The following is a 22,777-nucleotide window of genomic DNA, read 5'->3' as shown; positions in this document are numbered from 1 at the left end:
AGTCAATTTAGTCTAGCACATAGACTAAATTGGACCGGATGAAATGAAACATTTTATAATTTAGTCCATAATACCGACACGCCATACAATACAGTCAGAAATCCTAATGAAATGATTTTCTAATTGGTAAAAAGTAGGGTGATTTACTGTTTTGTGATGCATGGATCTAATGATTTAAATCTTAGTTAGAATTAAGGATTGTAAAATCAATTTTCAGAAAACCTTCCTTTTGTAACCTATGCCAGTTGTCTAATTAAACTGCAGTAAGAGATTCGGGTTATGTTTGTCATGTAATGCTATAATACAAGCATAATGAGCAAATAAAGCACGGTAATCATGAAGCTGCCGCTAAAAGAACCTTTATCCGCCAGGTACCTCAATGTAAGCCCCGAGAACATAGTTCACGTGTTTATGCCCATAGTCAGCGGCACGAATATTGGATTAGACAACACCTGCAAAGCGGTTTATGCACTACAAGAATTTTTTAATAAAGGCAGTAATTCAAACAAAAAAATCAGCCTCAAAGTGGAATTATTAGCCTACAAAGAAGCCCTGGAAAACGACATCAGCTTACTTGATGCACAGTCAGAGCTCACTCAACAAAAACAAGAAAGACTAATCCAAATTAATGCGTATTTGAATGCTCTGGCTTTTCTGGAAAAACACCCAGAGCTGAACTGCCTCAATTCAGGCTTTCCCAACTACCCAAAGCCCTTGGGACAATTCATGCAAGACCGGGCACGCTCTAATCTCTACAGTATGGTATTACGTCCCACTGATGAAGATGGCTTTTTGCGTTCGGAAGTGGCTAATCCCCTATTTAGCGTGGCCCATAAAAGCGTATCAAGAGACATACAAGAAGCCCAATCCAAATTACAACAGGCACTCATCGAGGCTTACACCCCATTGAATTTTCAAGTAAGGGATTTGAAATCACAGGTGATACAACGGGTATTGAACCAATTACAGCCCCCTCATGTGCCGGTTGATTTTGAGCGCTTAAGGGAACTCTTGCACGATACAGTGGAAGACTTGGTGAACGTCTCCGTTGATTTTACAAAAGACGAGCAAGGCAACCCTATACAAAAACAAGAAATGGATAATAATTTGGAATTTGACGCGCAAACAAGCCCAGTTGAGTATATGGAAGCCTTATTCGGATACTGCGCTGGTCAGTTATTCGAGACCGCCACGGAATCTCCGTTTAGCTATTTAGCGCAAGCTGAACAATGGTCTATAGCCACCCAATTTTTATTAGGAATTACCAATGTCTATTGCTTCACTCATGACCTAATCGACTCCGACACAAATTTTGGGCAAATACTGGATAAAAGCTCGAATTTAAGCACAAGCCTTGCACAGACACTGGTTAACGCACAAAAGACTAATACTCCCATTGAAGAAACGTGTTTGATGTGGATAAATCAGCATTTTAAACGATTCAAATTAAAAGCCCCACTCACTGCAGAGGACATTCAAACCATTAAGCAAGACTTTACGAGCCGATATCTGCAAATCAAAGATTCTCCCCATTTTGATGAATTTTTTGTATTGAACACTGAAAAGAAAGGGCATTTTTTTACCCACCAAGGGTCAATATGCATGAGTTTCCCAGAATTCGCCAGCTCTCCTTTATTGGATGTACCTCCCGAATTAACCCAGCCTTTAGAGCCGGCTCGCGCTCAAGCATCTGACTTAGACGTCAACATCCCCCATAATTGTCTGGTTCAGGAAGACATCACCATCGATACAGCGGTCATGGATAATGCTGAATTACAAACCTTATACGAACGCATCAACACCTATCAAGACCCAAAACTTAAAAAAGACCTATTGACTCAACTCAAACAAGAACGACCCGATTTCAAACCCAAAATCGATGCCAAACAATTCTTACAGCAAGTTGCCTACGGCCAACAAAATGAGGCTGAAAGCCTGCTCCAAAAAGATAGCGCTACTACTCAGGAGCTTCTTACCACAAGGAAAGTCCCCTTTACCGACTATTCAGGAAGAACCTTCAACTGCACCGCCTATGAATATGCCTATTGGGCCAAAGACACCCATATGTGTCGGATGCTGGAACGGTATATGGATGATGAGACCAAATTCATTATCCTGAAACGGGTGGAGAAGATAGAAGAACTCATAGGAGACCTATTCAAACACCCCAGAGGGCTAGCCTATACCCAAAAGGGGAAAGAATACCGCAGTGCACATTTTGATTTAACGCCTTTAAAAAAAGCATTAAAAAATTATATTGAGGCGTACGACCAAAGTCCCAAGAACACTGCGGAGAACTGGGAAGAACTAGACACACTCTGGATCAAGGTTGGTTTGCCGCAAAGAGAAGTGCCTGCTCATATTGCCCAGGAATATTGTCATCCCAAGCGTTCATTTGAAAAGGTAGTCAAAGACCCTACCTTATTGGATGCGGATCGTCCAGCTAATCTACGGCGGCGGCTTAAGTTTTTTAACTTTGAAACTGGTTCCAATGATGCTTGGTTTACTCCTACTGCCGCAGGCGAGGAGTCCGGATTGGGTTTTTCATTTGCAATAGTACGGGCTGGGTTTGCCGAATCTGCCGGCGATGGCATGGAAGCCGCCGGGCCGCACTCGGGTCAGGCCGCCATTGATTTGGCGGCTATAGAAGCCATTGATGAAGCGAGAACTAAAGACCTTATGCAGTCTCGTGAACATCTTGCTGCGCCATCAAACCTACAAGCACCCGGGCATCACGGTATTTAGCCTAAAGCAGCTCAATAGTAATACCAGCTAATCGGGCATCATAACAACTATGAATGAACTGGGATAATAAGGATTGATGGCTCCAGCTATCGTAGCCTGGGAGTAGGCCCCAAGGGCCGTATCCCAGGTTTGCATTTTACTTCCATACCTCAACAAACCCTTATAAAATTCCATTCACAGGAAATCCAACTCCATAATCAAATAGGGTTAATTTTTGCAGCGATTTTACGCCTGGTGGTATTTGTTGTTCAGACTGGAGTATTGCAGGAGCATTGGGGTGATGATGGAGTCCAAGGAGCATTTGGAGCGTGAATGCAGATGGACTGGAAACCTGGGATACGTCCCTTTGGGCCTTCTCCCAGGCTACATCTGTTGAACATATCTAAAAGTGATGTGAGTAACAAACGTAACAATCAGTGGAGTTACAAAAAGAATTTGAGGAAAACACTCTTTATCGCAGTGATTTGCCAAATAAGTTACACTCGCGTTTTTCAGGTCTTTTTTAAAAATGGAGTTTTCTATGAATAAAATATTTGACATCAAAGTGCCCAGCCGAATAAACGCGCCTGAAACAACCATCCATATCCAAATAGTCTATGAACATGAGGAGGCTCTTAAAACGAAACCCTATGTATTCATGATTCCAGGTGGCCCAGGAGCCAATCATTCCAATTACAAGGATTATGAGTGCATTCAAGAAGAAGCCAATGTTATTTTCTATGATCCACGAGGGTGTGGTCTGAGTGCCAAGGGGGAACCATCTACCTATACGCTCGATAATAATATTGATGACATTCATTATATTATTGGTGAGTTAAAACTTGAACAGGTCATTATGCTGGGCAAATCTTGTGGCGCGATAACAGCTCTTGGATTTACTGTACGTTATCCAGAACAAGTGAGCTCTTTAATTCTGGCAGCTGGCGCACCAAGCTATGCATTTCTGGAAACGGCAAAGGCAAATGTTTTAGCTAAAGGAACGGAAGAACAAATAAAAGTATGTGAAACACTTTGGAGTGGCTCTTTTATAAATCAGGAGGAAACAGATCATTACTTTGAAGTAATGAAACCTTTTTATTCCTGGAAAATACGACACAATGAGCCAGTAAGTCGTCCCGCACCAATTTATCCTTATTCTTTTGATGCACTGAATGAAGGTTTTCGGTCTAATATTTGGAAGTTTAATTATTTAGATAAACTATCTGATATCACCTGTACCACTCTTGTTTTAGTAGGGGAAGAAGATTGGATTACATCACCTGTTTATTCAATACAAATGGCTAATGCTATTCCAAATAGCAGCCTCAAAATTTTTGAAAAATCAGATCATTCAATGGAGTCAGATGTTCCAGAGAGATTTTTTGGAGCAATTCGAGAATTTATCAAGGTCAATGAATTAGTGCATGATTTTAGCCTTCAGCATGAGCCTTTGGAGTCAAGTGAAGAAGAGGAAGAGGAGAGCAGCTTTAGATTCACATTTTAGCGTCATTGACCTGTAAGAATCCCATTTTCTAGACTTCTTCCCGACGTTCAGCTTTGGGATTAACCTGTTTTTGGTATAAGAAACACATCTGAACCGATCGGGCTGAAGAAGCATTTATGCTGTATCTAAACTTCTGCGTAAAGACCCTCAGCCCAACGTTGATGAGCAAATTTAAACCAGTCAATTGACATTGACACAATTAACTACACTTTATGTATTAGGTCTGATAAGCAAAGTAATCAGCCAGCGCAGCCTGGGAGTAAGCCAAAGAGCCGTATCCCAGGATACGCTTGCTGAAATTTAACTCATATATTCAAAAAAGAAAAAAGGTACGGTGAGCTTGTTGTATTCAGTTTCATAGATTTGCTTGGCTTGTATTCTCATCATTTGCATCAGCTGCTTGTTGGTCATTCTCAACGCTTTGAGTTGATGTGCCGTATGCGGGTAAATCATCGAGATTGGAACAAGTTGTCGTATTAGACATAGGTTGAAGGTTAAAGGCTGGCTTATATTGCCCAATCACCTCTTTTACACTTTTATCTAATGGAACTTCCCGTTCTTGACTTTGATCTTTAGCGAGGGATGCGGTAGGGATATCCCCACTCAAATCTATGGGATAATCCATTTTTTTTGCAACAGTCGCTAAAGATTGGATTGGTATCGTTAAGTGTACAAGTTCTTTTCCCTCATATGAAACCACTTCAGAGCCAATTTCAAAATCCTTACCATATTCCTTTTTTAATTTTTGGATGTAGTCATCTACCACATCATTAGTCCCAATGATGCTGGCTTGTTTGCCATCTTTATTCTCATACCAAATACCAGGGTGAGATTTACCTTTCAATTCCTGATGATTTTCAACTTCTGTAATTCTACAAAGCTGTGTAGAAATAAGCTGCCTCACTTTGTCACTTGAGTAAGAACCTTTTTTTTCTAGAGCAGTATCTTCAGTATTTGCACGTTTATCTAATGGAACTTCCCGCTCTTGGTTTTGCTCTTTAGCAAGGGATTCGGTAGGGATATCCCCACTCAAATCTATGGGATAATCCATTTTTTTTGCAACAGTCGCTAAAGATTGGATTGGTATCGTTAACTGTACAAGTTCTTTTCCCTCATATGAAACCACTTCAGAGCCAATTTCAAAATCCTTGCCATATTCCTTTTTTAATTTTTTGATGTAGTCATCTACCACATCATTAGTCCCAATGATGCTGGCTTGTTTGCTATCTTTATTTTCATACCAAATACCAGGGTGAGATTTACCTTTCAATTCCTGATGGTTTTCAATTTCTGTAACTCTACAAAGCTGTGTAGAAATAAGCTGCCTCACTTTGTCACTTGAGTAAGAACCTTTCTTTTCTGGGGCAGTATCCTCAGTCGTTACAGCAGCAACTTCTTGTTGAGATTGAATTGGTGGTATACTAAATCCCCTGATAGGTATATCAGATGCCACAAGCTTCTCACCTGGACCATAGACGGTATTATCAGCTTTATATAATTTTCCATCACCATTTGAGTAGGCCATTACTCGTCCTTGGCCATCCGTGAGAGTAAATCCTCTCCCTTGACTCGCCTGATCTTGTATAAAAGTCGCTAAATCTTCAGGTGAAGGGAATAATAAGCGGGTACTCCCCTTTTCTTGTTTAGGTTCTGGATAGTTGTTTGGCTCACCACAATATTTTTTTTTATAATCTACAAGTATAAGATCAATGTTATTACCTTGAATACCTACTCTTCGTTGATATGGAGTATAATTTGGCGAATATTGTGTCTTTGCTGCAGCAATATCCTCAGGCTTTGTAGCATCCACATTAGTACTATCGCCTTTAGAAATACTCATATCATACATCCAAAAATAAGCTTATATCTTAGTATAGTTAAAAAAAAACTTAGGACAGGAACTAAAGATCATGTTGTGAAGTAGGTGACTTTGCGGCAAAAAAGTATTGATTCATTATTTTCACGATAATTTATTGATTTTATTCGGAATGCTAACCAACCTTGCTGCCCTTACGTAGAGCAGGGTTGCTAAATGATGCCAGCAAAAGAATTACCCAGTGTTATTGAACAATCACATTGCTTCCAGCCATAATTTCGCAATTTATTGTGACAATGCAATCAGGATAAAATCAAGTTTCTTACTGGGAAGTTGGGGATATGATGGTGTTCAAGGAGCGTTTGTAGAGTGAATGGATGAGAAATGTAAACCTGAGATACAGCCCTTCGGATTACCCCCAAGCTACGCCTTATAATGAATCCATGTTAAACGAACCTTTTTGAGAATTTTATGTCTTACATTAGAGAGCCTTATGAAATAAGTCTCATAATGTTGTATAAACACATCTCATTTTCAATACATCAACAAAATTGCAGCTATAATCTAATAAGTACCCTTTCTTGAGGATTTGAATCATGGCACATCAAACGCGCGAGGGTTTAATTAATCAGGCTAAGAGTAATTCCAAATCAATCGCTTTAATCTATTCACCAATTGAACTTCATGAATATATTGTTGAAATTATCGATAAAGAATCAGATGTCTTTATTCATAAAGGAAAAGAAATATGGCGTTTCAACTCAATTGACGAGGCGATGACTCGAGCAGCAGAATATGGAGCAGAGGAATTTTTTCTGTGTGCTGATAATACGTACGATGAATGTGGGTCTGAAAGTGGCTCACAATCTTTTGATTATATTCCACTTTTTTCAAAATCTAAGCGCACCAAAAATCATTAATTACAGAGAGCAACCAAGTAAGTATTTTTTCAATATATTTTGGGGGTATTTCCTTTAATATTATCTAGGCGAAGAAGGACATTCTATTTGGAATTGCACAATCTAATGGATTTAGAAACAGAGCGTCAGCTCCATATTATTGGGGGTCATCAGAGTCTCTTGAGGATTATTCTCAATATAGTCCTATTAGACAAGTGCCAACCAGGATGGAATAAGTACAGACTCACAGAACTGTTTGTAGTCAATTAGAAGCCAGGTTATGTCATTGCTTACCCAACATAAAGGATTTTAACCAAAATATGATTTATTTTTTTAGGTATTTAACGATTTCCTTGATGGTTTGGTCTATGACTTTTAGTACTTGCTGGTAAAGGGGTTCCAATTGTTCGCGTTGCCCCGATTTATAATAGCGTTCAAGATATTGACATGCCATTTTGAGTTGTACAGTTCCCACATAAACTGCGCCACCTTTAATTTTATGAGCTAAATGTTGCGTTTTATCCCAATCCAAATTGTCATGAGCTTCTTTCATTAGTTGTAAATCATTAGGGAGTGAATCCTCTACCATAAAGACGAGCATTTGTTCTAAAGTAGCTTTATTACCTGTAGTTTTAATTCCTTCCTCTTCGCTAAAAATAGGAAAAGATGATAAGTCAAACAGAGCTTCATGGTGTTCTGGTAACTCAGAAACGTTTATGAATGCATTCTTGTCTGCAGCTTCCTGACTTTTCCCTGGTATAAATGCATCGATAATGTCAGCGCAATTTACTGCCGTTAAGGGTTTCGTTAAAACGGCATTCATTCCTGCATCAATACAGCGTTTTTTATTTTCATCACCAGCATGTGCAGTCAATGCAATAATTGGAGTATGCGTCTTTTTAGATAATTCATGAACCCGAATGAGGTGCGTTACCTCATACCCATCCATATCAGGCAGTCCAATGTCCATAAAAATTAAATCGTAGTGATGACTTTTCCAATACTCTAATGCTGTTTTTCCTGTTTCAGCTATGTCTATAGAACAGTTTAATTTGGATAGAATGGAATTGGCTACAATTTGAGCAATTAGGTTGTCTTCAACAACAAGAACTTGATGATGTTGTTGTGTATTATCCGGGCAAACAGGCTTAATTTCCTGAGCATAGGTTTTTTCATAAGGAGAATTCATGAGTTCTTCCAATTCCTCATTTATGCCTAAATCATCATCCAAAAGCGGTTCTTGTAGAGGAATAACACAGGTGAATCGAGAGCCTTTCCTTGACTCACTTTCTACGTAAATTTCACCGCCCAATTCATCGATAAATTGCTTGACTACGGCAAGCCCTAAACCCGCTCCTTTATAAATACCTTGATAGGATGGAGTAAGCCGTTTGAATTGTACGTAGATTTCTTGTTGTTTGTCTTTTGGAATCCCAATACCCGAATCTTCAATGATGAGTTTTATTACCAGCTCTCTTTGATGGCGTTTAGCAAGAACGGCGGAAAGGGTAACATGACCAGAATCAGTAAAATTCAGGGCATTTGCTACCAACTCTAATGCAACGCGATGGATCCGTACTTTATCTCCTATGACGTAATGAGGAATGTGGTCGTCAAATTTAAGACTAAGCGCTAATTTTTTCTGGGCTGCCTTGGCACGATTTAACTCAATTACATGATTTAAAGCATGTTCCAAATTAAATTTTTTCTTCAATTTGGGGATTTCCCCTGAGCTTACCCGTATTGCTTCGAGTACCTCATCAAGAAGATCAAGAAGTGCATGACTGGAGGCTACTAAATTTTCTGAGTACTCTTTAATCAGAGGATTATCTGATTCCATCTTAAGCAAATCAGCAAAACCTACTATCCCAGTTAAAGGGGTACGAATGTCATGACGCATGTTTTCGAGAAATTCAGTTTTGGCTTGGCTTGCTGCTTCAGCGTCTTTTTTTGCTTCAATGAGTGATTTTTGCAATTGTTCTATTTCAGTAATGTTAATTGAAATACCCAAGATCCCCACAATTTCTTTATTTTTGTTTTTTAAAGGAACTTTTTGAGATAAAAAAGTAGTTTGAATTCCATTGATTAAACCTGTTTCTTTTATTGTAACTGGTTCTCCAGTCCGCATGACTTCCTTATTGGTTTGATTCACTGTTTCAGCAATATCTTTCCATGGCATATCATGGTTTGTTTTTCCAATGATATCTAATCGGTTACTTAGACCAATATTTTTTGCATGCTCCTGATTACACCCAAGGTATCGATTATTTTGGTCTAACCAATAAATATGCCCGGGAATATAATTCATCATGTCATGATAAAACGATAATTCCTCTTCAAGTTCACGAAGACGTTTTTGTAATGGATCCTGGTTTGATACAAATGGCTTTTTGGGCATGTTAATTATTAGCCGTTCTTATGGACAATTAATTAAATAAATTATAGTTCAGTTTTATCCAGTAATAATTCTTGGGATACACTCGATGACAGGCCTTGCAGTGGATAAAAGGCAATAACATCACAAAAAACATGATTTAAAAACAAAAGATTAGGATTTTCCGAAGAACATCCGTACTTTTTAGCATAGTACAGGTGTTGATTATATTCTTCCCATTCTTGTGAAATATGGGATTTTAATTCCTGAGTGTTTTCAAGCGCCTCTTTGTAAATACATGGGGTGGTTCTTAAATTACCTGAAAATTGGGGATGAGCTGCAAAATTTGCTAAAAGTACTTGTATCATTGAATGTTGGTTTAAACGATTTAGATAAGCTTCAGGTTGTTCAGCATGTTCTTGATAGTTAATAATTCCTTGGCAAATAATAGCGGCTTGAGTGCCGTCATCAATATGTTGTGTAAAATGAAATTCTTTTTTATCCCACGATGGGGTGAAACTTAAAACCAGCTCATCGTAATAGCAGTGTTGGACAAAACGAGAAATTTTAATGATGAGTGGAATATTATTCTGTAATGCATTTAAAAAAATTACTTTGGCTGTGGAATATTGTGGGAGATAACTGCGTTTATGATCGTCATAGCGAGTTACTAATAATTGCATTAACGCTTCATTATCGCACAAAACACTTTGTTTTTGAATAAACAGGCAAGACATTGAAGACAGTTCTCTTTGAGCACTGGAAACCAGGGATTTAATCTTATTATGTACTAATCCCAGTCCATTTAATGCTTCCAGGCACGTTTTTTCATGTAGCATAAAAGTTGAAGATGGGAGTTGTTTTTTGGTTAGTGTTAGCAAATGCGATAAAAAAATAAATTTAATATCAAAAATCAGATTATTATTATCAGACTCAATATAGAGGTGATGCTCTTGAAGATAATCCTCAATAGTTTGCCCAGTACGTTCATTAATTGGAGGTAGTGAGTTAATTTTATTGATAATTTCGTTTAAGGATTGCATAACAGAATGCCAAACAGAGCTCATATTCTTGTTCTTATATTTTTGAGTTATATGCCATAAGGTAAATGCTCTTAAGTGACATGCATTTTCACTGACTAATGGATCGAGTTCGCTCAGTTCATTATTTATAAATAGAGTAATGGCTTCCTGGCATAGTTTAAAAAGATTTGCCAAAGTTTCTTTGGGAAAGTTAATGAGTTTATGAAGAAAATCTTGAGGGAATATATATGTGAGGTTGTGTGGCATAATGTATTATCCATAATTACATGGACAGCTATTGTATAAAAAATTGACGCAAAAGGCAAATTGTCGTCAGATCATGCAATGGTTTTGTGGGTTTTATTCCTATAAGTTATTACAGTTTCCTGAGCTAGATTGGGTCGTTTTCGACCCAAACTACATCCCTTACCGCCTATGTAGTGTCGAGGTCAGTTATACAGACGGATTTATATTATCAGAGCTGTTCTCAGTGGATAATTTATTGATTTGATGTTTTTTCTTGCTTAAAGTAGCGATTGAAGTGCTCGTACTCACAGGATGGACATTCATGCACAAAAAAATAAAACCTCTAATAGGATGTTTGTTATTGGCTGTATCAGGAACCCCCTTATTTTCATCTTCCTCTCCAAATATCCCTGAATTGTTTTTTGAGTACGGTATGCTGTTTGATGTTGGCGTATGCAGCAATACCGAGAGCAAGCCAATATCCGCTGCAATGGTTGACGAGTTGGATGCTTTACTGCCCAGGATTCAAGTGACCTGGAAACAGGAAGGTGAAAGCTTGTTAACTGCCACCACTCAATTATTTAATATTCCTTTTTCCCGCAAGGAGTTGTCTGTTAACTTTATTTTGTGTGATACCCTTTTTACAGGAATGAGCTATCCGCTGCTGATTAAAATTCGTAATTTTTTAAAGTCCTCTAATGAAAATCCATTGCCTGGCAGTTATTTAACAATGGTGATTTATCATGAATTATTGCACCGTTATATCCACAAGGATATTCCAGGTCTTTCAGAAGCGACAGGTTTATTGAAAAAATACGAAGCTGAAAGTACTACAGTGAAAGCGCACTTCCACTTGTTGGCTATACAAAAATATGTGTACCATGCTTTGAATCGCGATAATGAATTTGAAGATAACATTAAAATTATGTTGAATAACACGTGGAGTCCTGCATATCAACGTGCCTGGGATATTGTCAACGAAGAGGGGCATATGGCGTTTATTAATGAAATACTGGATTTGATCAATCAACAAACCTAGATGATTTTTTTCTAAGTGCGAGTCAAAAAATAGTTAATGATAGAGAGACCCATATCTTTTATAATCTGTTTGCCAAGATATGGTTCAATAACAAAGGATGTTAAAAATGAAAAAATTAATCGCATTCTCTATGTTTTTTATGGTAAATGCACAAGCCGCGCAACTTACTGGTTATGAGCAAATTGTGGAGGCGGTACATAATGGTTTCGGTATTCGCTATGTCGTTGACTGGGATCTTTGTAACACTTCTTTGCCTGAAATTCCCCCTGAATTTTCTTCCAGCTATACCCCTGATAATGTGATTATCAGTAAAAAAGGCATGCTGGCCTCTCGTGGAATGACTTATACTCATGAAATTCGCCAGGCACCTTGGCTGGGCCCCGTGAATCAGGCTTACGTATATACGTTGGATAACAATAATGTGTTGAGGGTAATCAATCGCTTCCTTGACCCTGTCACCAACATTGAAAAAATGAAAGCCGTTGAAGCAACTTGCGTCTTGGGCGAAGGGGTTAAGGTGTTTTCCATAGCCTAATGATTTTGATAGTTACTATTTTGAACGATAAATACCATCGTTCTGAATGATTTAAAAGAGTATATCGCTACCGCATAACATGGAGTCTTGCATTACCTACAAGTAATGAACTGTTTTTGCTAATAAAACTGACGTAGCCTGGGAGTAGGCCCAAAGGGCTGTATCCCAGGTTTTCATGTTACTTCCATAGCACAACAATCCCCTATGAAATTCCATTGACAAGAAATCCAACTCCATAATCAAATAATGTTTATTTTTGCAGCGATTGTACGTCGGGTGGTACTTGTTGTTCAGAATGGAGTATTGCAGGAACATTGGGGAGATGATGGAGTGCATGGAGCGAGTGAATGTGGAATGAATACCTGGGATACAGCCCTTTGGGCTTACTCCCAGGCTACGTCTGCTGAATGATTTAAAAGAGTATATCGCTACCGCATAACATGGAGTCTTGCATTACCTACAAGTAAGAAACTGTTTTTGCTAATAAAACTGCCGTAGCCTGGGAGTAGGCCCAAAGGGCCGAATCCCAGGTTTTCAATTTACTTCCATAGCACAACAATCCCCTATGAAATTACATTTATAGGAAATCCATCTACATAATCAAATAGGGTTTATTTTTGCAACGATATTACGCCTGGAGGTACTTAATGTTCAGAATGGAGTATTGCAGGAACATTGGGGCGATTATGGAGTTCAAAGAATATTTGGAGAGTGAATGTGGAATGAATACCTGGGATACAGCCCTCTGGGCTTACTCCCAGGCTACGTCTGCTTGATCTGCCCTAATCATTATTTAGATGTAAGAAACTGTTTTTGTATTAATAGTTCCTTAATTGCTCTAACTGTTTTTGCTAATACAGCTGGGGCCAGACACTTTATCAGTCGCTTATCATATTTTTCTTTGATATTTTGAAATATTTTGATATTCTTCGCCAGTTTTAAAAACTAACCTCTGATGGAACTGGGTATAATTATGGAAATTAACATAGGGAATTCGTGCTTTTTCTCATTATTGGCTACTTCCTTAAACCTAGCACAGTCGGCTACAGCGTCTTTAATCTCTCGTTATAAAAACTGGATCAATCTAATTCTAAAAGTCTTTTATAGACACGATCTTTCTTTATATGAAATTCGTTTTTCTAAAGATGGAACATGCCCTGCTTTTTACTTGAACTTTAAACATTCGCTTGTTGATGGTGTCCAGTACTTAGTGTTGATCGGTATGATGAGCATCTAGGAACTGTGGCTGTCAAATTGGCTGATGCATGTTAAAACTCAATATGTAAAGCGAGGTGTCCTGCTGATCCTGGTTTTTAAAACACTTCTAATTCAACATTAGAAAAAAATTAAGATAAAAAATGGAATCGTCGGCTCAAGGTCCGACTTAGTAAATCAAGTACCTACTCAAGGAATACATTATGTTAAAGCGACACACTTTTTTCAGTCTTTTAATTATGTTCAATTTGATGCATATAACTAATTGCTTGGCTGTATCTGTTAATGAAAACTCTCCTGATAATAAGCCCCAAACATATAAAACCAGTTTCAATTGTGATAAAGCCAGAACAAATATAGAACATGCAATTTGCCACTCTAAAAAACTCGCAGATGCTGATCGAGTACTTTCAAAACTTTATTATCAATTAGAGGATAAACAGCCCTCTGCTTTTGTGAATCGACAAAAAATGTGGTTAAAAGAGCGAGACTATTGCATTTCCTCGCTGAATCTGGAGCACTGTCTCCTGAACAAATATCAAGACAGGATTTTGCTACTCAAGAATTTGAAATTATCTGTTTCATCAAAAGACATTCAAGTTGATGAGCCTAAAGAAGTGAACCATCCGGTATTACCTGTTTTACAAAAACATAATATCTTATTAGAAAGGGTGGTTTATTCACAAGAAGGTAAATGTCCTACTTTTCATGTGAAATTTAAAATCTACCCGCTTAGCACGCAGCTCGATGAATATTCTAAAAAAGCCTACGCTGAAATATTGGAAGCCAACTCATCATTTCCTTATGCGCTAGTTGATGAAGAGAGTAATTTTAAAGTCAACGTTGGATTTAGTGATAAAGCTAAAACTCAAATTACAATTCGTTCCGCTGAAATTTCGTCTCCTACCACCTGCCTGGATGGTAGTGTCAGTCCTGATGCTGAGCATTATACGGTAATTGCTCAAATGAAAAAGCAAATTTTAAATTCGCCATTCAAAGCAAGGTTACACCAGAAAGATGGAGGAGAGCTTATTGCCTATTTATATGCAATAGACGAAAAAAACATTCCATACGATTATTATGGCTGCACCAATGGCATCAAATTAAGAGCTAAAGCAAAAACAGGTCATTATTACATCTATTTATATGATGAAGTTACAGACTATTTTTACCCAACTCGTATTCCTGTTTTCAAAGGTGACAAGCCAACTATTATGGGTATTGAAGGATCATCTTTCGGTACCGTACTTGCGAATAATGATATGAAGTCAGATACATTGGTAGTAAGTCAACGCGATAATTGTCAAAAAAGTTTTTATGAAGCTTATAGTCTGTGGGAAGATCAACCTTCAATGCAAAAATTAATTTCTTTTCACAATGACTCAGTTTTGGGGTTTGAACTGCGGGCTAATAAAACATAAGATATTTTTCCTTCTTTTAAATAGTCCTTAACACGAATACATGAGGTGAATCCATGTTGGGTCGTATTCGACCCAACGTACCTCGTTATTTTTTAGTTTTCAGCCAACCCTCACTATATTTGATCGTTTCATCAATAGTATTAACTGCTTCTTTAGCTAAAGTTAATTCCTCAGATACAGCTTGGCTGATAACTGGTTCATAAAGCGCTTGAACCGTATACGGTTGCTTTAAAACATCTTTCACGGCATCATTCAATTGAATTTATCTCAGTTTGTATTTACTAATTTACAAGGACTTTTATGAGATTTCTCAAGTTACAAAATGTCTTATTAACCCTGGGTATTTGTTTTATTCATTCTCTTTACGGCGGAACTATGGGAGATACTCATCATCCATTAACTGCTGGGAAATGGAATATGGCTTTAGATGGTGGTGCTAGTTATACGCGATTTTCTGATCCCTCTAAAGTCCTTCGACTTGGTGGTATCAATCTCGAAGGTCAACCCAATATCTCTGGAGTTTTAGGTGTAGGCAATGATTATTATTTTGATAAGTTATTTGATACCCATTATTTTTATGGTGCTAGCATCAATTATGCTTATACTAATAATTTGGAATGGGGGGTGGAATTTGAAGGAACCTATGCAGGAAGCCAACGATATCAACGTAATACCGCTGTTGGATTTTTGGACCAAACATACAGCAAATATCAATCCTTTTCTGGGTATTTACTAAGCACCTTTTACTTTGATTCTAACTTTACCTTGGCTAATAAAACTATTTACCCATTTGTAGGGGCTAAAGTTGGTGGCAGCTATCGGCCAGAAATAATTGCCTCGAATGATCGCTTAAATGGTGTGCCAGTTACCTTTGGTAGTGAAACCACCACTATATTTTACAAAACCAGTTCCAGTATTTCCGGTGGATTGTATATGGGCTTATTAATGGATATTCAGGACAGTCTTTCTGCTTTTGTAAAAGTGGGTATCATGGCCAGTGATGGTTTATTAGGAAACAACCTAATTGAAAAGATGGTGGTCATTCGTCCTATTCAAAGAGCAAGTATTAGTAACTCTGGTGGAATCATATCTCTTCCAGTAATGATTGGGATAAAAAAATTCTTTGAGTAAGCTCCCTATTATCTTCCCTTGCTGTTTTAAAGTGCCTGGGTGACGATTTCTAGGCGCATTGTTAAATGGGATTGTTCATTGACACTCAAGCACTGTGCCTCGAAGTCATGGAGGAAGGGAATGGCCTCCTCTCCAGACGCATGGATGGTATTGCGAGACTGGAGAATTGATCCACCAGGCTCGCCGATTGGCTATGTATCATGCTTGTGTGTCACGAAGAATGATGCTTCGCTATAATTTCTAATACGATTACACAGTGAAGCCAATGCTTGCAAATGGTCCATAAAAGGAAATAGACTTTTCTTGTGCTGAGCTGGTCAAATCTCGGCGGATGTATGCGTTTTCATAATAGGTGCCAAAAAATCCGGCTTGTAATACAAACTGCTTGTCTATATTCACGGTAAAAGCTTTTTCTAAAGCAAATTTTATATCATAGAAAGGAAGCGATGTATGTCGATTATTTGCTCCGTCTACAGCAGTTAAAAATGGAAAACCAGAGGTATTAACTGCTGAAGCTCGTATATCTGTTGTACCGACTAATAATCCGGTTTCACCCATAGCTTTGAGTGTAATACCTTTAACAACAGGGTAAGTAATCTTTACGCCAAGGGTTGGACCAAGGGCCTTAGTATCCGATTCAATTAAATGTGTGAGGCTAGATCCATTATTCATTCCATAGAACGATTTGATATCCGATGAGAGTTCCACGTAACGTAAGCCTGCCAGTAACTTTAATGATAACTGCTGCCATTGAATTAAATAACCCGTGTTTAATTCATAGGCATCATAATTATAATTAAGGTTTGCATATGTCTCATCATAAATATTTGATTTTAATATAGGCTGCGCTACTTCGACAGTGGTAACTCTACCAACTGCATGATGAGGCCCATCGTTATAATTTTGATTAAAATTTACATAAGAGAAAGCAATATCATTTGTATTATTAGTGAATAGATACGAGGTATCTATACTAAAACCTGACGAATAGTCTGATTGAACTGATAGTGGAGTAACACTAGCATGTGTTCCTTGTAGGTCTGTGATGGAAGCATAATCACTGGTAGCCCCTGATGGGCGCCAATACAACCAACTGACATCTAATGAAAACCTCTGCTTTGATTGAATTTGTTCTATTCCGTCTGCGCGTGCTGCACTCAAACAAAATAACATTACAATTAATAAGTTGATAATCCTCATGGTGAACAATCCATTTTTTTATTGATAAAACATTACTTTCTACTCAATTTATAACGAGTAATAAGAAGAAAACAGGATTTATGAAAAAAACAAAAGTCGGGCAAACTCAATTTTTGATGAGAGAGTTTAGATTAACTAAATGACTGAATCAAAAATCGAGTGTAACAAATAGATTGGCGTTTTTCATAAGTCTTGGAGATATCATTTTACACTGGCAACATTGCAAATCAACTTTAATTTATCCAGATTTCGCATTGAGGAAATCTTATTACCTCGGCAACTAAAATTTAAGGCTAACTGGATGCGCATCAATCGACATGACGTGATTTAGTGTAGGCCCGGACATATTAATTCTCATGTATTAGTTTTGATAGTAACTCTTGGATTTTGGACTCTAACGATTCAATTGTACCTAATAAGTTGGTTATTTTATTTTCTGCCTACATCAATGCAACCGAACACCCCATTCCATTGCTTTAAACGGGTGAGTCACCAGTGTGCTAATGCGTCTTTTACGGACTAGAGAGTATCCCTATCTTTGCTTATGGGGTGTAGCCTCATTGTAATTTATTAGGCTATAGGCTAGCTGAAAGTTCAGATTAATATTAAAAATAATACCACTTACTTCGTTACATCCGGAGAAACCTTGAAACAGGCAAATAGTCTTTTAGACAGCTCCTGTAGTGTGGTTTTTTGGGATGAATCGTATCAGAACATTGAGAACACTTTTGAGTTTCTTAAGCATCATCAACTCTTAAAATTCAATGAGTGATGGGTGATTTATCAGAGCCCATTTTTTATCCCAACATCTCAAATAGTCGACACAAAGAGCAAAATATTTTAGACTTGCGCCTGGAATTTATTCCGAAATAATTCGATCACGTTTTTAAAGTATTGTTGAACAGTCCGATGAATGCAGCAATTACTTATATGCCTTGCATCCCGGTTAGTTTGCTACTTAATTCATCCCCGCATTATTCAGGAGCAGCATGAGTATACGAATTGTTTTGAGACTTTAAACAGTATAAAAATTTATTCTGGCTTATAAAGGAGTAACAATGAAATTCTTCTTTTCAAAAGACAAGAAGATTCAAACACTACCAGGCACTGAGATTCCCAAAATAAGTGATATCAGTACCAAATTTCTTATTGAAACTATTGCTTCTTTATTAACGAAGAGTGTTAGTACAAATCATGCTGAATCGTATACACAAGATGACTATACGGGTAAAAATAAGCCCCCAATTACTATTGAGGACTATCTATTCCGGTTTTTGAAGTATCTTACTGATGAGCCGAGTATCTATATTCTTTTAGTGATCTATTTAAATAAATATTTAGAGAAGGTTCCTGATTCTTCATTGAACGAAATGAATGTACACCGCTTAACTGCCTGTTCTTTACTTTTGGCTTATAAGCAACTTATGGACTTATTTTATAATAATAAGTTTATCTCAAAAATTGTGGGAATCTCATTACCAGAACTGAATCGATTAGAAATAAACTTTCTGAAGATTTTAGATTTTGAGACACACGTTCCTATAAAAGTTTTTGAAAAATGCCATCAAAGTCTATTAGAACAGGCTCATTATGTTAAGCTGGAACAATTAAATAGTGTGTCACCGACTGCATAAACTGACAATGGTGCTATTGGTATAACCTCGATTTATAACCCAAGCAGCATCGAACTTAATGGCGTGTCCATGATTAGCAAAGAAAAAATAGATAAATTGACGGAGAAAATGAAAGCCCTGCATATTGATGAACAGGATCTTATCGAAAAATTTATACTGGGTAGCGGCAGTGGTGGGCAAAAACTTCAGAAAACAGCGTCAACCGTTTATTTAAAACATCTACCAACTGGCTTGGAAATAAAGTGTCAGGAATCCAGAAGTAGGGAGGATAACCGATATTTTGCACGAATGAGGCTTTGTGAACAATTTCAAGCAGCCTTCACTAATGAAAAAACAAAAAAACAAGAACGCATTGAACAGATTAAACGTCAAAAAAAGCGACGCGCGAGAAAATCCCGTAAAAATTGCTCTCTTTCTCGCGCTATCGATAGCGAATGAACACCATGAGACAATTTAAAATCCACCTGGATTCCAATGAATATCATCAGTAACCATAAGCATATATTTGAATGGTCCGGTATATACGTTTTGTGATTTTATGGGTTGAAGCTCGTAAGTCAATTGTTCTTTAGATAGGGTGGGGTTTGTCGCTATGGCTATCAAGTCTTGGCGTTTACCTTGTTCATCAACTAAAACAAGGGCCACATTCGGTGGATTCGTTTTAAAATTATTTTTTATTTCTTCGTTCGTCCAGAATGAATTAAATTCTGCAAGTTTAATTATGCCTGATTTTCTAACGGGCCTATCTGAAAAATAATTAACATATTTGGGTGCATGTTGTATTGTTAAAAGGTAATGATTATTATTCATTTTTTTAAGGTTTCCTTCAGTAGCTGTTTGAAAAAACAAAAAGCTTTCATTAGCAGAAAAGGCAACACCACAAAAAATCATCAGGGTAAGTAATAGAAATTTTTTCATAGCGAGTTCCTCTTGATAGGATTATTGAACCTCTTTTCATATATAAACATCCAGGTTTATTTAATTTTAGATTAAAATGGTTTTTTAGGTGCTATTTTGGGTTTTTATTTAATCCGATTAGTTCTGATTCTAATTTATATCTAATGGCATCATTTTAAAAACTAAAAACAGATGTTGTTCCAGGAACTATGGAACATTTACTGAAAATATTGCGTAAATTAAATCCACAAGGAAACAATGCCACTAGTTCTTTAAACTATACTATGAATTTACTGAGATTAAATTCAGATGCCAGAATCCATCAAGCTAGCTGTAACCGGCGCAAGCGCAGGGATAGTTGAAGTAGTTATTGATGCTACTTCACCAGAGCTTACAGCAACATTTATTTATACGCCAAATCTTGAGACTCCAATCCCTAAGGAAATGTTATTCGGCTATCGTGATGCATATGGAACAGATCATATGCTTTCTATGACCAAAGAGATGAATGGTTCATGGATTGCAAGCAGGTCTATGGCTCCTAATGAGAGTAGCGATTTTTTTATGCATCCAGATGTGAAGCCAGGAGAGTTGTCTCAAAAACCGAATATTATCAACAAAATTGCCTTATCAAATGGAAAAATAGTTAATTCTGTTTATAAAAATCCTAAGTTGTCTCAGGAAAACAAAGGCAGCATTGAAACACGTGTGCTTAATGCAGAGGGTATTTTAAGCGGGAAGGTGGATGAGCATTATCAATTAGGATCAGGGGAGCAATTCGTTGAAGTCTATTTTCCAGCGGGATATACGTCATCAGCATCAAAAAAGTACCCTGTTCAAGTGATGCTGGATGGAGACATGCATTTACGTCAGGATGCTTTTGGAAATAGCATGGGCACACACAATATTCTGGATAATTTAATCGCTGAAGGTACCATGGAGCCTGTCATCGCAGTATTTGTATCACCTGTACAACCCACTATGGAGAATGGGAAATGGGTGTCTATGCCAAGGCTTAAAGAATACAGTTGTGATCTACAAACCGATGCGATTCTTGCTCGTATACCTGGCGCTTTACGACAAGCCGGTATACCTGTTACTACTGATCCCCGGAAAACAGGGGTATGTGGACAAAGTATGGGCGGTCTTCAGGCATTGTATACCGCTAAAATGCATCCCGATATTTATGGTCAAGTGATTGCTCAATCACCTGCGGTTTGGTGGGGACCATCCACTTCAAGATTAAATGGTGAAGTGAGTCAGGGTGCTGTGAGTTATGAAGACGATAGAACCTGGCGAGCGCCTCTGGCAAATAAAGAAGAGCAAAATTATTTATTACACATGCTAAAAACTGGCTATGACGAGCTTTCCAAACGGGAAGTACCCAAAGGTGAAGTTAATGTCAAACTACAGGCTGGAATTCAAGAAACTGGTGATCGTGGATTAGGTGATGAACCTTTGGCACAAGCAACCATGTTATTAGCCAAAGAGTTAGGTATTGGATGCAGACTTCATAATGGAGGGCATGTCGCAGAACCCTGGTCAACCGGTCTTGCAGAATTTTTGCCACAAATACATCCTGGGCCAGCATTTTTGAAAGATGTTCAGCTTGACGTGACTGAAGTTGATGAACTGAATGGGGTAACGCGAGAATCAACACAACAATTAATGACCTCAGCCAAAATTCCCGGAGCGACTATTGCTTCATACGGACATGAGGCAATTTCGACTATGTCTATCGGAACGACTCAAGGCAGTAAAGAAACTACTGCAAGTCCTGTTGACGCAGAGACAGTGTTTGGCGCTGCCTCTCTCAGTAAACCGGTATTCGCCTATTTGGTCTTAAAACTGATGGCAACGAATAAAGCGGATGAAGCCATACCGGGTTTTGGAACATTCACGAAATTCAACAGTGGATTTAATTTACACACTCCTTTGTATGCCGTGTTTCGAGATGAACATGGAACAACAGTACCTGATGATGAAAATCCTTTTCTTAAAAAATTTAAACCTGAGTATCATGAATGGGCAAAAAAGTTAAATGCTGAGATGGTTCTGTCTCATAGAACTGGCTTGCATATTGTGGCTCAAGAACCTTATGCATTTCAGTTCGAACCGGGTACACATTATGCCTATTCTGGACCTGGTATCGATTGTCTGCAAGTGGCCATTAAGGCGGTTACAGATTCTGATTTGGAATCATTAGCCTGGGCCAATGTATTTGGACCTCATGCTTTAAATATGCCTCACACTACTTATGGACCTGAGCTTGTAGCCGCGAATAGTTTAAAGACAACAGCGTCAGATTATGCCCGGTTTATAACGTCCTGGATCAATGATGATAAGTTGAATGATGCGTTCAAACTGGTGAAGCCCGTGTTTTCGATGAAAAAGGACTATTTCCCTCAGTCAGAGGATAAGCTCGTTGACGAGGTACGGGTTGATGACGAGGATAGGAAACATGTGAGTTGGGGATTGGGCATCGGACTTGTAAAAAATGATCAAAAAGAAGTGATTGGAGCTTATCATACTGGGGATATGAATGAATGGAGGGCAGGGTTTGGTGCACAAATAGATCCTGAAACGGGACGTTGCATTTCAACTACAGTGTATTGCGCCAACTCTCGTAATGGACATATTCTTGCTGAACAGGTATTACCCAAAACCTTGGCACCTGCGCTAAATTATTTTTTTCCAACCTATGGCTTCGCACGTAATGTGGAGGAGTTGGATGGAACGGATTTCCATGGAATGAATCCCAAAATTCTAATGCCAGAATTAAAAGACAAAGCGTACCAGACAAAAGCAGTCACGCAGCACTTTAAAGAGCAACTTCAAAAAGCACGATCAGATGAAGCTCCGGATACAACATCTGATTTGTCTGCTTCTTCTGAGGCTGAGGATCAACAGAGGCATACCCCGCTTTTAACAACGCCTAAACCACCATGGGAGCAATAACAGTAAAAATCTGGTGATGAAATATAATTAGGAGCATAACATTGACATTCCTGATTAATTTATTTTAATATTGCTTGTTAATTAGAAAAATCATTCAAAAGCAGGTTAATTGAGTCATGAAAACTACATCTTAAGTACGCCCAATCTCTAGGGCAAAGCGAA

General features: G+C 38.0%; 18 protein-coding genes. 11 read left to right on the top strand and 7 right to left on the bottom strand.

The window, feature by feature from the left end:
* Nucleotides 1-336: 336 nt before the first annotated feature.
* Nucleotides 337-2,745, top strand: coding sequence for a Dot/Icm T4SS effector CpeA-related protein (locus IZU94_RS06250; protein ID WP_203109042.1), 2,409 nt, complete (start codon nucleotides 337-339; stop codon nucleotides 2,743-2,745).
* Nucleotides 2,746-2,772: 27 nt separating this feature from the next.
* Here IZU94_RS06250 and IZU94_RS06245 read toward each other — a convergent pair whose 3' ends face one another.
* Nucleotides 2,773-2,919 (bottom strand): hypothetical protein, encoded by a 147-nt coding sequence (locus IZU94_RS06245; RefSeq protein WP_203109040.1) that lies wholly within the window; start codon nucleotides 2,917-2,919, stop codon nucleotides 2,773-2,775.
* Between the two features lie 346 nt (nucleotides 2,920-3,265).
* Between IZU94_RS06245 and IZU94_RS06240 the strand changes: the two genes are divergently transcribed.
* Nucleotides 3,266-4,228 (top strand): alpha/beta fold hydrolase, encoded by a 963-nt coding sequence (locus IZU94_RS06240; protein WP_203109038.1) that lies wholly within the window; start codon nucleotides 3,266-3,268, stop codon nucleotides 4,226-4,228.
* Between the two features lie 355 nt (nucleotides 4,229-4,583).
* Here the strand turns inward: IZU94_RS06240 and IZU94_RS06235 are convergent, their stop codons facing one another.
* Complete coding sequence (locus tag IZU94_RS06235; RefSeq protein ID WP_203109036.1) at nucleotides 4,584-6,068, bottom strand: hypothetical protein; 1,485 nt, start codon at nucleotides 6,066-6,068, stop codon at nucleotides 4,584-4,586.
* 572 nt (nucleotides 6,069-6,640) lie between these two features.
* On the opposite strand from IZU94_RS06235, the gene IZU94_RS06230 reads away from it, so the two are divergent.
* Entirely contained in the window at nucleotides 6,641-6,964 is a 324-nt protein-coding gene (locus IZU94_RS06230; RefSeq protein ID WP_203109034.1) for a DUF6482 family protein, read from the top strand.
* 304 nt (nucleotides 6,965-7,268) lie between these two features.
* Here the strand turns inward: IZU94_RS06230 and IZU94_RS06225 are convergent, their stop codons facing one another.
* Together IZU94_RS06225 and IZU94_RS06220 are read right to left on the bottom strand one after the other, a co-directional pair.
* Nucleotides 7,269-9,341, bottom strand: a complete 2,073-nt coding sequence (locus IZU94_RS06225) for a response regulator (protein WP_203109032.1) — start codon at nucleotides 9,339-9,341, stop codon at nucleotides 7,269-7,271.
* A gap of 41 nt (nucleotides 9,342-9,382) precedes the next feature.
* A complete protein-coding gene (locus IZU94_RS06220) occupies nucleotides 9,383-10,606 on the bottom strand; it encodes a hypothetical protein (protein ID WP_203109030.1) in 1,224 nt (407 codons plus the stop codon).
* A 301-nt stretch (nucleotides 10,607-10,907) separates the two neighbouring features.
* Between IZU94_RS06220 and IZU94_RS06215 the strand changes: the two genes are divergently transcribed.
* The 4 genes from IZU94_RS06215 to IZU94_RS06200 all read left to right on the top strand — a co-directional run bounded on the left by IZU94_RS06215 (nucleotide 10,908) and on the right by IZU94_RS06200 (nucleotide 14,795).
* Entirely contained in the window at nucleotides 10,908-11,624 is a 717-nt protein-coding gene (locus IZU94_RS06215; RefSeq protein WP_203109028.1) for a hypothetical protein, read from the top strand.
* 106 nt (nucleotides 11,625-11,730) lie between these two features.
* Nucleotides 11,731-12,159 carry a hypothetical protein gene (locus IZU94_RS06210; protein ID WP_203109026.1) on the top strand — a complete coding sequence of 143 codons (429 nt, stop codon included), beginning with the start codon at nucleotides 11,731-11,733 and terminating at the stop codon, nucleotides 12,157-12,159.
* Nucleotides 12,160-12,405: 246 nt separating this feature from the next.
* Nucleotides 12,406-12,570, top strand: coding sequence for a hypothetical protein (locus IZU94_RS06205; protein ID WP_203109024.1), 165 nt, complete (start codon nucleotides 12,406-12,408; stop codon nucleotides 12,568-12,570).
* Nucleotides 12,571-13,577: 1,007 nt separating this feature from the next.
* Nucleotides 13,578-14,795 (top strand): lysozyme inhibitor LprI family protein, encoded by a 1,218-nt coding sequence (locus IZU94_RS06200; RefSeq protein ID WP_203109022.1) that lies wholly within the window; start codon nucleotides 13,578-13,580, stop codon nucleotides 14,793-14,795.
* Nucleotides 14,796-14,880: 85 nt separating this feature from the next.
* On the opposite strand, the gene IZU94_RS06195 is transcribed toward IZU94_RS06200, so the two are convergent.
* Nucleotides 14,881-15,039 carry a hypothetical protein gene (locus IZU94_RS06195; protein ID WP_203109020.1) on the bottom strand — a complete coding sequence of 53 codons (159 nt, stop codon included), beginning with the start codon at nucleotides 15,037-15,039 and terminating at the stop codon, nucleotides 14,881-14,883.
* Between the two features lie 56 nt (nucleotides 15,040-15,095).
* On the opposite strand from IZU94_RS06195, the gene IZU94_RS06190 reads away from it, so the two are divergent.
* Complete coding sequence (locus tag IZU94_RS06190) at nucleotides 15,096-15,926, top strand: hypothetical protein (protein ID WP_203109018.1); 831 nt, start codon at nucleotides 15,096-15,098, stop codon at nucleotides 15,924-15,926.
* 249 nt (nucleotides 15,927-16,175) lie between these two features.
* Here IZU94_RS06190 and IZU94_RS06185 read toward each other — a convergent pair whose 3' ends face one another.
* Complete coding sequence (locus IZU94_RS06185; RefSeq protein ID WP_203109016.1) at nucleotides 16,176-17,126, bottom strand: Lpg1974 family pore-forming outer membrane protein; 951 nt, start codon at nucleotides 17,124-17,126, stop codon at nucleotides 16,176-16,178.
* A gap of 1,058 nt (nucleotides 17,127-18,184) precedes the next feature.
* Here IZU94_RS06185 and IZU94_RS06180 point away from each other — a divergent pair.
* Together IZU94_RS06180 and IZU94_RS06175 are read left to right on the top strand one after the other, a co-directional pair.
* The gene (locus IZU94_RS06180; RefSeq protein ID WP_203109014.1) at nucleotides 18,185-18,760 is read left to right on the top strand and encodes a cyclin family putative virulence effector; all 576 of its coding nucleotides are present in this window, start codon (nucleotides 18,185-18,187) and stop codon (nucleotides 18,758-18,760) included.
* 69 nt (nucleotides 18,761-18,829) lie between these two features.
* Nucleotides 18,830-19,198 (top strand): peptide chain release factor family protein, encoded by a 369-nt coding sequence (locus IZU94_RS06175; RefSeq protein WP_203109012.1) that lies wholly within the window; start codon nucleotides 18,830-18,832, stop codon nucleotides 19,196-19,198.
* A gap of 15 nt (nucleotides 19,199-19,213) precedes the next feature.
* On the opposite strand, the gene IZU94_RS06170 is transcribed toward IZU94_RS06175, so the two are convergent.
* Complete coding sequence (locus IZU94_RS06170; RefSeq protein WP_203109010.1) at nucleotides 19,214-19,678, bottom strand: hypothetical protein; 465 nt, start codon at nucleotides 19,676-19,678, stop codon at nucleotides 19,214-19,216.
* A 288-nt stretch (nucleotides 19,679-19,966) separates the two neighbouring features.
* On the opposite strand from IZU94_RS06170, the gene IZU94_RS06165 reads away from it, so the two are divergent.
* Complete coding sequence (locus tag IZU94_RS06165; RefSeq protein WP_203109009.1) at nucleotides 19,967-22,615, top strand: alpha/beta hydrolase-fold protein; 2,649 nt, start codon at nucleotides 19,967-19,969, stop codon at nucleotides 22,613-22,615.
* The last annotated feature ends 162 nt before the right edge of the window (nucleotides 22,616-22,777 follow it).

This window comes from Legionella bononiensis (assembly GCF_016786215.1).
GTDB classification, from domain to species: domain Bacteria; phylum Pseudomonadota; class Gammaproteobacteria; order Legionellales; family Legionellaceae; genus Legionella; species Legionella bononiensis.
Note: the sequence above shows the minus strand (reverse complement) of the source record. Positions and strands in the feature narration are given on the sequence as shown.